The following is a 12,191-nucleotide window of genomic DNA, read 5'->3' as shown; positions in this document are numbered from 1 at the left end:
CTTTCACCACCACCGCCGCTATTGCCAACACTAGCAATCACATCCCCCGTGCTGACCCAATCACCCACCTCTTGATAGAGACTCTGATTACGACCATAGAGTGTCATATAACCCTCACCATGGTCGATAATAATAAGCAGGCCAAAACCACGTAGCCAGTCGGCAAATGCAACGCGGCCGGACGCTATCGCTTGCACTTGTGCGCCCGCATCAGTAGCAATCTCAACACCCTGCCATTTCTGCGTACCAATACCGCGAGCACTGCCAAAACGTGTGACTAATCGACCATTAACCGGCCAGCCTAATTTACCTTTACCTTTGGCAAAAGGCTCACTACCGTCAATTTCCGGCGGGATGTCACTAAGACTACGCTCAATCTCGCCCAATAGGCGTTGCAGCGCTTTCTCATCTTCACCAAGACTTACCAGCTCGATTTCTTTGCTGTCAATTTCTTGGGTCAGCGCCACAGCCAATTGCTTGCGCTGTGCCCGCTCTTTATCTAAGGCTTGCTGAGATTGTTCTTGCTCTCTAACCGTCTGCGCTAAGTCATCCTTGCGCTGATCTAAACGCCGTTCAATCGTCGCCAAAACCTGTAAGCGCTGATCAAGTTGTTCAATACGCTCACTGCGCGCACGATTAAGATAATCATAATAGGCTAACGTTCGACCAATCTCCGCCGGCTTACGGTCTGCCAATAATAACTTAAGATGCCCTTGACGGCTCATGACATAACTGGCTAATAGCTGATCAGCCAATGCAGCCTTATCTAAGCGTAATGTTTGTTGGTGGTGATGACGGTCACGACCCAACGTGACCAGCTCTGCCTTAAGTTCATGTTGGCGCTGTTGAGTCTGACGCAGACCAATGTTAAGTTGGCCCATATTCCGCTCACTGTCCGCCAACCGCTTAAGCAACGAGCCATGTTCACTGCGATCTGATTCGAGCGATTTGCGCAAGCTGGTGATTTTCTCACGCAAGTCTGCTAACTGCTGCGTCTTGTCAGCCACTGCTGGCGATACATATAATGCGCCAAACACGCAACAAATCTGCAATAAAAGGGCGCGTAAGCTATAGCACATTGTCGATATTGTCAGCTTCAGCTTTACTATCGCCTGAGGCTATTGATGTAGGGTCACCAAGCTGGCACCCGTCATCTCTGTCGGCTTTTCGAGATCCATTAGATGTAGCATGGTCGGTATGACATCACACAGCGCACCACCATCGGCGATATCAGCGCTGCGTCCAACATAAATTAATGGTACCAGGTTGCTGGTATGCGCGGTATGCGGTTGACCTGTTTGCGGATCAAACATCTGCTCAGCATTGCCGTGGTCGGCGGTAACCAGCCACTCACCACCGGCCTTTTTAATGGCCACCTCAACATGGGCCAAGCAACTATCAAGCGCTTCAATCGCGGCAATGGCGGCATCAAGTTTGCCGGTGTGGCCGACCATATCGGGGTTGGCATAGTTACAAATAATAACGTCATAATCCCCTGATTCGATGGCCCCAACCAAACGATCAGTCAACTCACCAGCGCTCATCTCAGGCTGCATATCGTAGGTTTTCACCTTCGGTGATTGAATCAACACACGATCTTCACCCGGGTATGCCGCCTCGGCGCCACCATTAAAAAAGAAGGTAACGTGGGCATATTTTTCTGTTTCAGCAATACGCAGCTGTCTTAAGCCCAGTTTGGACAGGTATTCACCAAAAACGTTTTTATAGCGCTCAGGCGGAAAGGCGACAGGCACGTAGTAAAAATCTTTGTTGTACTCAGCAAGACTACAAAATAGCCCTAGCTTGGGTATCGCTGCACGAGCAAAGCCATCGAAATCTTCAGCAATAAAGGCGCGCGTTAGTTGCCTGGCACGATCAGAACGAAAATTCATGAACACGACAACGTCATCATCTTTGATGAAATCTGGTTCAGCACCGTCTTTTACAATCGCCGTTGGCTGAACAAATTCATCGGTTTCATCACGCTCATAGGCCATTGTCAGCGCGGTTAAGGCATCAGCTGCGCGAAATACGCCCTTACCTTGAGTAAGTAAATTATAAGCAGCCTGAACACGCTCCCAGCGATAATCACGGTCCATGGCGTAAAAACGTCCGATTAAGGTTGCAATACGGCCACCACCCACTGCGGCCATACCGGCTTCCATCGCTTTAATGGAGCCGGCGGCGCTTTTTGGCGCAGTATCCCGACCGTCAAGAAAGCCATGGACAAACACGTTTTTAGCACCACGCTCTACCGCCAATTTAACCATCGCCAAAATATGTGACTCATGGCTATGCACACCCCCTGGCGACATCAGGCCAAAGATATGCACTGCACTGTTATTGCTAATGGCCGTATCAACGGCATCGGTTAAGGTCTGATTGCTAAAAAACAGACCACTCTCGATAGCACGCTCGATACGCGTAAATTCCTGATAGACCACACGCCCAGCACCCAAATTGAGATGACCAACCTCTGAATTGCCCATCTGTCCAGCAGGCAGGCCAACACTTGGCCCCGACGCGCTGATAAGCGTATGCGGATTATCGCGAAATAGTGCGTCGCAAACAGGCGTGTTAGCGTTAGCAATGGCGTTACCATCAGTTTCTTCGGTGTAACCCCAGCCATCGAGTATAGTCAGGAGGATCGGTCGTTTTTGCGCTGTCATAGGGCTCCTCTATTCATTACTTACGGCCTCTGGCTTACAGGCGAGTGCAGGATCAAGGCATCATTGCGCAGGCAGGCTGGTGGCCTGTTGAGCAATGATAACGCCGAGCCTGCACTCGCCTGTAAGCCCCGCAGGGCGTGATCTGAAGCATGCATCTGCTGCGTTGCACTCCTTGACAAGGCCACCAGCCTTGTCGGCAGATTGCGCCTTGCATCTACATGCTTCAGGTCACGCAGAGGTCGTAAGTAATGAATAGATGTGCCCATTATTTTATCGTTTTCGTTGCAAGGCACGCGGCACTCATGTGCCCCATTGTAATAAAGGCCTGTAATTAAGGCTTGCTGGTAACCCTGGCGCAATATCAGTATGATGCCGAGCGCACAGGCATCGCGATTATACCGTAACAAATAGCGGTTTAGCGGCTAGCCTGATATTTTCATACAAATTGTTTAGGAACCAATCAGCGGGCATGGGACAGTTCTTCGAATTTATCGTTAACCACTGGATGTTGAGTTCGCTCTTCGTCGTTATTCTTATCGCATTGGCGATGGATAGCCTGCGCGGCAAACTGCTCGGCTTTGGTGAAATCAAGCCCGATGAGGCTGTGCGTTTAATGAACCACGAGGATGCAATCGTGCTCGATATACGCGAAGATAACGAATACGCTGACGGGCATATTATCAACTCGATTCATATTCCATTACCCTTACTCGAAAGCCGCACTACGGAACTGCAAGAATATAAAGACCGGCCGCTATTAGTTTATTGCCGTACGGGTAATCGCTCGGCACAGGCGGCGTCGGCCTTGATGAAACAAGGCTTTAGCGGCGTTAAAAAATTAAGTGGTGGTATGATCGCCTGGCAGAACGCGAACCTGCCTGTCAGCAAATCATAGCGACTTTATACTCTATCCAGGGATTTCTATGTCGAATAACGAAAAAAAATCTGTCACTGATGGTGACAGCCAACAGCGCTTCCACATTCAAAAGATTTACGTCAAAGACTTGTCTTTTGAGACCCCCAACTCACCGCAGATTTTTTCAGAAAAATGGCAGCCGGAAGTGAATCTCGAAATTCGCAATACCGCTAAAGTACTTGCTGATGATGTCCACGAAGTTATTTTATCGTTAACAGCAACAGTCAAAATAAAAGATACTGTTGCCTACCTGATCGAAATACAGCAAGCCGGTATTTTTAATATTAGTGGCTTTGAGAAAGATAATCTCGCCGCCATGGTCGGCAGCTATTGTCCGAATATTCTTTTCCCCTATGCGCGTGAAGGCGTATCAGATATCGTTTCCAAAGGGGGTTTCCCACAACTGGTATTAGCACCTGTTAATTTTGACAGCCTTTACAGCCAGCATTTGCAAAGCATGCAAAACAGCGATATGGGGCAACCAGAGACTTCGCACTAGCCCGCATTTCTCACCAGGGGGCGAGATGATCGCGCAGAGATTTTATTTTACAGTGGATTTTCTGAGGCCGTGTAATACCGGCTGCATTTCCGAGCGAAGAAAATTCGCTGTAAAATTAAAGATCAAGCGAAGGCTCGTCATCCTGGTGAGAAATGCGGGCTAACCCAATATGATTACGCCGAAACTCGTTAGTGTTATTGGTGCCGGCTCATGGGGCACTGCACTCGCTCAACAACTGGCAAAGCGTCAATATTCGGTTAGGCTTTGGGGTCGTAGCAGCGAACATATCGCTGACATCAATCGCACACATTACAATCAGCGTTATCTACCAGACGTTAAATTATCAACAAATATCACTGCCTACGATGAGTTAAGTGATGCCTTGCAAGACAGCGAACTGGTGCTGGTCGTCGTCCCCAGCAGCGCCTTTCGTCAAACCATCGTCAAAATAAAATCTTATTGCGACGACAACACCTTACTTGCCTGGGCATGTAAGGGGCTAGAACAAGACAGCGCTAAACGTCTGCAACAAATCCTGCGTGAAGAATGGCCAAGCCTTCAACGCTATGGTGTTGTCTCTGGCCCTACTTTCGCACGCGAACTGGCGCAGAGCTTACCAACAGCAGTAACGATCGCCGCCAATCATGAGCAAGCCAGCCGTGATATTGCTGGTTTTTTACACGGCGATCATCTGCGCTGCTACACCTCTTGTGATATTGCCGGCGTTGAACTGGCTGGCGCAATAAAAAATGTTCTAGCTATTGCTGCCGGCATTGCTGATGGCTTAAACTTTGGCGCCAATACGCGCTCTGCATTGATCACGCGTGGTCTGAATGAAATGGTAAAACTGGGTGTTGTGCTTGGCGGACAAACCAGCACCTTTTACGGGCTAGCCGGCCTTGGCGATCTCATTCTAAGTTGTACCGATGATCAATCACGTAATCGCCGGCTGGGGCTTGCACTCGGGCGCGGACAATCACTGGATACGGCCTTAAATAATATTAACCAAGTCGTTGAAGGTGTTAATACCGCGCGCGAATTACAGCAACTGATGCAAGCTCATAATATCGACATGCCTATCTGCCACAATGTTTATCGCGTTCTTTACGAGAGCCTGGCGCCAACAGATGCCGTTTATGATCTACTCGAACGCCAACCCAAGGCAGAAGGCCATTGATTTGCCAGGCGGTTTCTCAGGCTATCATTCTTGCCGCAGGTCATGGCAAGCGCATGCAACCACTGACTCAATACACACCCAAACCACTGTTAGAAGCCGGTGGGAAAACACTCATCGAAGCACATATAGAACGACTGAGTGATGCGGGTATCAGCGATATTATTATCAACACTGGCCGCCTTGGGCATCAGTTTGAAAACAAGCTGGGTAACGGCAAACGCTATGGCGTCAACTTAAGGTACGCACACGAAGGTGATGAGCCGCTGGAAACGGGTGGTGCTATCGTCAATGCTCTGCCGCTATTTGACGATGATTTTTTTATTGCGGTGAATGGTGATATCTGGACAGACTATGATTTCACAAAGCTAACCCAACAAACGAAACACCATTGCCATCTTGTTCTCGTCAGTAATCCCGAACATAACCCACAAGGTGATTTTGCCTTTAACCACGGCAACATTAGTAACACGGGGCAACAACGTTATACGTTTAGTGGTATTGCTGTATACGGCCGGGCTTTATTTGATAAGACAGGCCATCCTGTATCACGAGGCTCGGATTTATCCCCTCCTAATAAGGAGCGCGTGGTTTTTTCAGTAGCGCCGCTACTGCGACAAGCCATAGACAAGCAACAAGCCAGTGCTGAACTCTATACTGGCAATTGGTTTGATATTGGTACACCACAGCGACTGGCCGAGCTAGATCAGTGGTTAAAGAACCTCTGATTTATCTATAAACTCGACTCTTATGCCCATACACGCTGTTTTCGATACCAGCGCAGTGTTTCATACTAAACACTACATTAGGCTGCGCGACGTTCTAGTTCCACATTTTCTTGTTGTGTACGCCGATCAAGCACGATAAGTAATGCATTTTCTTCGGCAAAGCGGGTGATATAGGTAAACGCGAAGGGATCACGAATTTCAAGATCAGGCGCGACAATTAATGATGCCATACCGTCAATAAAGCAAGGCTGCGCATCGAGTGAATGTTTGATACGGTGATTATATTCAAAACTGGCTCGGTGTAATTTAATCTGTCGCAGCCACTCCTTGCTGTTAACCGTCGCATGATTTTGACTAGCAAAATCATGCTCGTTAACACCAACATTGCCTCTTGCTCGCATACTCGTACTCCTTAGCCTATCGTATTTTTCCTGGTATACGTATACCCCCAACCATGTCTAAAGTTATCGGTAACATTAGAAAATAACTTTAATTTTACCTAAAGTTAACTATATTGACAGGCCTTCAAGCACATTCAGGCGCTTTAAGCGCAGTGCCTGTGCCATGGCCATCCCCTTGACACCTTGCTTAACAAGATCATTGCTGGTCACGTTCGATATTCTATTCATTGCCTCTAATACCCACTCTGCCTGCGGATAATCTGCTACTTCATCTTGCTGAAGCTGCCAGTGGCAACGTGCCAAACATAAGAGTGGGTCGATACGCTGAGGTCGGCGTAGCACATCCATCGACTCAAGCAACTGTAGCTGCATTGCAGCGTCCATTGCAGAAAAAGTATGCAGAGATTTAATATGACGTACCGCTAATTCGGCCAGTTGATGATAAGACTTGGGCACACGCAGCCTCTTGGCCATCGCTTTAAGAGCGCCTATTTCTACGTTCACTGTCAACGCAGTAAAACGTAGTAACGTTGAATTATTGGCCTTGGCGACAGCCACTAATAAATCACGGCCACTTGGCGCGCCCTGTAACCATATTGGCGTTATCTCAGGAAATATCTGCGCTAATGCCCCACAGTGATCGAGCACATCAAAATACACCTGTGGCTCAAGCTCGGCCAAGGCTCGATCGGTTTCGGTCCAAACGCGCTCGGCAACTAACGTGCTTAGCTCGCCTGTCTTTACCATACTCTGCATTAAGCTGAGGGTTTCAGGTGCCAGACAAAACCCTAACGGGGAAAAACGCGCGGCAAAACGTGCGACTCTGAGTACGCGGAGTGGATCTTCAACAAAGGCGTCGGTGACATGACGTAATATTTTTTGTTTTAGGTCTCTTACGCCATGGTACGGATCGATAAGTTTGCCGTCGTCATCCTGTGCGATGGCGTTAATGGTTAAATCACGCCGCGCCAAGTCCTGCTCCAAACTAACGTCTGGATTAGCATGTATGGCAAAACCGGTGTAGCCCAGCGAAGTTTTGCGCTCAGTGCGCGCAAGCGCATATTCTTGCTTGGTGTCAGGATGAAGAAAAACAGGGAAATCACGGCCCACTTGCGCAAAACCGCTATCGAGCATTTCTTGTGGGGTTGCGCCCACCACCACCCAGTCAACATCATTGACTGGCAAACCCAACAGCTGGTCACGAATAGCGCCGCCGACACGATAACACTTCATCGTGGTAGTTTACTCGTGACGAGCAAGCTCGCGCAAACGATCAAAGTATTCGCCTTCACTATCAGCGGATAAATAGCCCGGGACAATGGCTTCAATACTGCTCAGCTCAATACTAAATAGCGCCGGAAAACTATCCTTGCAAATGCTGTCTACTTTCATTGAAGCAAGATTATCACGGGTTAATGGCTTACCTGGCACTAACTCCATAATTCTTGCCGTAAGCTCTGACAGGCCATCACTCAAGCTAATTATTTTACGCTTACAAGTAATTATCTTGGCGGTATATTCAACCAGCTCGCGCAAACTATATTCTTGGGGGCCACATAAATTGTAGCGTTGGCCATAGCTCGCTTGCTCAGTAATCGATGTCACCATTGCCGATACCACATCATCAATATAAACTGGCGCAAAACGCGCGTTGGGGGCAGCCAATGGGAGAAACCCAGGGCTCAATCGCAACAGCATGGCAAAGCGATTAAAGAATGAATCATTTTCACCAAAAATAACCGAAGGCCGAAAACTGGTGACAGCGACATCATGCAGCGCATGAACATGGTTCTCTGCCTCACCTTTGCTACGTAGATAAACACTAGCACCACGCGCTTCATCCGCATTGAGCGCACTCATGTGCAATACGCGACGGACACCGCTACTACGACATGCATTAGCAACCTTACGCGCCAAATCAACATGGACACTGGCAAAACTGTGTTTGGTTGTTTCGTTAAGCAATCCAATCAGGTTAACAACGGTATCCATGCCGCTAAAGCATGTAACCAGCGCTTCCTCATCAAAGACATCAGCAGTAATAACGCTCACCGTTGGCAATACCAACAAATGGCGCTGACGCTCAGGGCGACGCGATAACACCGTAACCTGATAGCCCTCGCTTGCCAGGCGATTAACCAGATGCGTACCGACAAAGCCGGAACCACCCAACACACAAACATGACGCTGTTGCTTCACAAGCACTCCTCACTTCAAGCCAAACACTCCAACAAGTGCTAGCCCGCATTTCTCACCAGGATGACGAGTCCTCGCTTGACCTTTGAATCCACAGGGAATTTCCCTCAGTCGGGAATACACACTGTTATTCCTCTCCTTCGGAAAATCCCCTGTGAATCCAAATTTCTTCGTGATCATCTCGCCCCCTGGTGAGAAATGCGGGCTAGATTGTGACATACGATGCATCTGACCGAAATTTATTCTAATATTGACCTGAATGCATCGCTACCAATAAAGAACAGCAGACTACACTAAACCTCAATATCTGTTCTACACTCGCTGTATATGATACTCGGTACTGCAACATCGACAATGGAGAAGGGGGATGACATATACATCAACAAACCCAGTCAGTGGCAAGGTAAGCCAACGTTTTGATCTGTGGGATAAGGATCAGCTTGAAAATGCCTTATCCTGTGCTGATAGCGCCAGCAAAGCCTGGAAAACAACCAGCTTTGATGAAAGAACATTACTATTCAACAAACTTGCTACGCAGCTACGCGATGATAAAGAACGCTTAGCACACATCATCACCGAAGAAATGGGCAAGCTGATTGGCGAGTCACGCGCCGAGGTCGAGAAGTGCGCCGTCGTTTGTGACTATTATGCCGAGCATGGCGCCGCCTTTCTTGCTGATGAAATCATTGACTCCGATGCCAGCCGCAGCTTTGTTGCCTATCAACCGCTTGGCGTCGTACTGGCTGTCATGCCGTGGAATTTTCCGCTGTGGCAGGTCATGCGCTTTGCCGTACCAACACTGATGGCCGGTAATGTCGGACTACTCAAACATGCCTCAAACGTGCCTCAATGTGCGCTAGCCCTGGAACAACTGTTTGATGATGCCGGCTTTCCGGTGAATGTATTCCAAACTTTATTAATATCTGCGCCACAGGTTGCCGAGGTCATTGCTGATGAGCGTGTGCATGCCGTTACGCTAACAGGCTCCACCCACGCCGGACAAGCCGTGGCCAGTTGTGCCGGTCAAAATATTAAAAAAAGCGTGTTGGAACTCGGTGGCTCAGACCCGTTTATTGTGCTCGATGACGCCGATATTGCTCTGGCAGTCGATAGCGCAGTCAAGTCACGCTACCTCAATGCCGGCCAAAGCTGTATCGCCGCCAAGCGTTTTATTGTCACACCCGCTGTGGCAGAGCAGTTTATCGCGCAATTCAAAACCGCTGTTGAACAGCTCATACCTGGCGACCCCAAGCTAGAACAAACAACACTAGCACCGATGGCTAGAATTGATCTACGCGATGAACTACACCAGCAAGTCATTGATAGCATCGACGCTGGCGCTATCGGCGTAGTCGGTTGCCAACCAGTAAAAGGTGCTGGTGCCTTTTATAGTGCATCCATACTTGATCACGTCACCCCCGCTTGCCGCGCCTATACAGAAGAATTGTTTGGTCCTGTCGCCATTGTCATTCGCGCCAAAGACGAAGATGATGCGATCCATATCGCTAATGAGTCTGAATTTGGCCTCGGCGGCAGTGTCTGGACAAAAAATTCGGCCCACGGCGAACAACTTGCACGCCGTGTCGACGCTGGCGCGGTGTTCGTTAACGGCATGGTGAAAAGCGACCCACGGCTGCCCTTCGGCGGCATCAAACGATCCGGCTATGGCCGTGAACTGGCACAGCACGGCATTCGTGAGTTTGTTAACGCGAAAACTATCTGGCTACGTTAAGCAAGCGCTGATTAAGTCTGAGCGAGCTGGATTGAGATTCAAAATATTCAAATCCACCAACAGTAGGCGCTTTAGGCGAGGCGCGAAGTAAAGAATCATAAATTCATACCGCTACTGTCAATAAGGATTTTCTCACTCCATACGACTATACAAAGGAACTGTTATGTCATTATTCCGTCTTGCAAACGTTATTCGCTGGTTACTGGTTAGCGTCAGCGTGTTCGGCTTTGCAGCATGTGGCGGCGGCAGTGGCGGCAGTGGGAATAACGACGCTGTCGATACCTTCACCATCGGCGGTAGCCTCACCGGGCTGAGCGCTGGCAGTATCGTGCTACAACAAAACGGCGCCGATGACCTGACACTATCAGCCAACGGCAGCTTCGTCTTTGCCAGCGCTATCAACGACGCCAGCAACTACAGCGTCACCGTGCTGACCCAGCTCGGTGTGCCCAGTCAAACCTGCACCGTCAGCAATGGCAATGGCGTCGTGGCAGGCAGCAACGTCAGCGATGTCACCATCAATTGCATTAACCGCTTCACCATCGGCGGCAGCCTCACCGGGCTAGGCGCTGGCGCCTCAGTGACCCTGCAAAATAATGCCACGGATGACCTGACCTTAACGGCCAATGGCAGCTTTGACTTTGCCACTGCGCTCAACGACAACAGCAGCTACAACGTCACCGTATTCAATCAGCCAGCTCAAACCAACCTACAGTGTGCCGTAAGCAATGAATTCGACATCTTAAACGGCGCCAATGTCAGCGATGTGATGCTAAGGTGCATCAACCCTCTCGCTGCGGGCGTCTTTATTGATCCGCTGACAGCTGAAAATGACACCCGCTCTGTGGCACTGGTGGACATCGATGGCGACGGCGACCTCGACCTGGTGGCGGGTAATGCTTTTGGACAGGCCAACCGCGTTTATGTCAACGACGGCAGCGGCAACTTTACTGACAGCGAGCAGGCGCTGGGCAACAATGACACCCTCTCTGTGGCGCTGGCGGATATTGATGGCGACGGCGACCTCGACCTGCTGGCGGGTAATGAGAATGGACAGCCCAACCGCGTTTATGTCAACGACGGCAACGGCAATTTTACTGACAGCATGCAGGCGCTGGGCACCAATAGCACCCTCTCTGTGGCGCTGGCGGATATCGATGGCGACGGCGACCTCGACCTGGTGGCAGGTAATTTTTTTGGACAGGCCAACCGTGTATATCTCAACAACGGCATCGGCAACTTTGTTAACAGCGGGCAGGCGCTGGGCACCAATAACGCCCGCTCTATCGCGCTGGCGGATATCGATGGCGACGGTGACCTCGACCTGGTGGCAGGTAATAGTTTTGGACAGGCCAACCGTGTCTATGTCAACGACGGCAACGGCAATTTTACTGTCAGCACGCAGGCGCTGGGCGCCAATAACACCTTCTCTGTGGCGCTGGCGGACATCGATGGTGACGGCGACCTTGACCTGGTGGCGGGTAATAATGGAGCCAACCGCGTCTATGTCAACGACGGCATCGGCAATTTTACTGTCAGCACGCAGGCGCTGGGCGCCAATAACACCCGCTCTGTGGCACTGGCGGATATTGATGGCGACGGCGACCTTGACCTGGTGGCGGGTAATGAAGGACAGGCCAACCGCGTCTATCTCAACAACAACGGCAACTTTACGGACAGTGGGCAGACACTGGGCACCAATGACACCGTCTCCGTGGCGCTGGCGGATATTGATGGCGACGGCGACCTTGACTTGGTGGCGGGTAATAATGGACAGGCCAACCGCGTCTATGTCAACGACGGCAGCGGCAACTTTACTGACAGCACGCAGGAGCTGGGCGCCAATAACACCCTCTCTGTGGCACTGGCGGATATT

At 50.0% G+C, this 12,191-nt stretch carries 11 protein-coding genes; 6 read left to right on the top strand and 5 right to left on the bottom strand.

The window, feature by feature from the left end; all coding sequences use genetic code 11:
- Both JKY90_06530 and JKY90_06525 read right to left on the bottom strand, forming a co-directional pair.
- Positions 1-1,037: peptidoglycan DD-metalloendopeptidase family protein (locus JKY90_06530; protein MBL4851920.1), on the bottom strand; the 1,037-nt coding region annotated here is incomplete at its 3' end.
- Positions 1,038-1,118: 81 nt separating this feature from the next.
- Positions 1,119-2,669 carry a 2,3-bisphosphoglycerate-independent phosphoglycerate mutase gene (locus JKY90_06525; protein MBL4851919.1) on the bottom strand — a complete coding sequence of 517 codons (1,551 nt, stop codon included), beginning with the start codon at positions 2,667-2,669 and terminating at the stop codon, positions 1,119-1,121.
- Between the two features lie 469 nt (positions 2,670-3,138).
- On the opposite strand from JKY90_06525, the gene JKY90_06520 reads away from it, so the two are divergent.
- From JKY90_06520 to JKY90_06505, 4 genes are all read left to right on the top strand, one after another.
- Positions 3,139-3,564, top strand: a complete 426-nt coding sequence (locus JKY90_06520) for a rhodanese-like domain-containing protein (GenBank protein MBL4851918.1) — start codon at positions 3,139-3,141, stop codon at positions 3,562-3,564.
- A gap of 28 nt (positions 3,565-3,592) precedes the next feature.
- Positions 3,593-4,084: a protein-export chaperone SecB gene (gene secB / locus JKY90_06515; protein ID MBL4851917.1), complete on the top strand. Its 492-nt coding sequence runs from the start codon at positions 3,593-3,595 to the stop codon at positions 4,082-4,084.
- A 169-nt stretch (positions 4,085-4,253) separates the two neighbouring features.
- A complete protein-coding gene (locus tag JKY90_06510; protein MBL4851916.1) occupies positions 4,254-5,261 on the top strand; it encodes an NAD(P)-dependent glycerol-3-phosphate dehydrogenase in 1,008 nt (335 codons plus the stop codon).
- 53 nt (positions 5,262-5,314) lie between these two features.
- Entirely contained in the window at positions 5,315-5,986 is a 672-nt protein-coding gene (locus tag JKY90_06505) for a nucleotidyltransferase family protein (protein MBL4851915.1), read from the top strand.
- Positions 5,987-6,063: 77 nt separating this feature from the next.
- Here the strand turns inward: JKY90_06505 and JKY90_06500 are convergent, their stop codons facing one another.
- The 3 genes from JKY90_06500 to JKY90_06490 form a co-directional block, all read right to left on the bottom strand.
- Entirely contained in the window at positions 6,064-6,387 is a 324-nt protein-coding gene (locus JKY90_06500; protein ID MBL4851914.1) for a DUF3579 domain-containing protein, read from the bottom strand.
- Between the two features lie 108 nt (positions 6,388-6,495).
- Complete coding sequence (locus JKY90_06495; protein MBL4851913.1) at positions 6,496-7,620, bottom strand: multifunctional CCA tRNA nucleotidyl transferase/2'3'-cyclic phosphodiesterase/2'nucleotidase/phosphatase; 1,125 nt, start codon at positions 7,618-7,620, stop codon at positions 6,496-6,498.
- A gap of 9 nt (positions 7,621-7,629) precedes the next feature.
- On the bottom strand, positions 7,630-8,586 hold the full coding sequence (locus tag JKY90_06490) for a complex I NDUFA9 subunit family protein (protein MBL4851912.1): 957 nt from the start codon (positions 8,584-8,586) through the stop codon (positions 7,630-7,632).
- A gap of 364 nt (positions 8,587-8,950) precedes the next feature.
- On the opposite strand from JKY90_06490, the gene JKY90_06485 reads away from it, so the two are divergent.
- Together JKY90_06485 and JKY90_06480 are read left to right on the top strand one after the other, a co-directional pair.
- Positions 8,951-10,315, top strand: coding sequence for an NAD-dependent succinate-semialdehyde dehydrogenase (locus tag JKY90_06485; protein MBL4851911.1), 1,365 nt, complete (start codon positions 8,951-8,953; stop codon positions 10,313-10,315).
- 163 nt (positions 10,316-10,478) lie between these two features.
- Positions 10,479-12,191, top strand: a 1,713-nt coding sequence (locus JKY90_06480; GenBank protein MBL4851910.1) for a VCBS repeat-containing protein, incomplete at its 3' end; no start/stop codon positions are given.

The organism is Gammaproteobacteria bacterium (assembly GCA_016765075.1).
In the GTDB taxonomy this organism is placed as follows: Bacteria; Pseudomonadota; Gammaproteobacteria.
The sequence above is the reverse complement of the archived record's forward strand: the minus strand, read 5'-3'. Positions and strand labels throughout refer to the sequence as shown.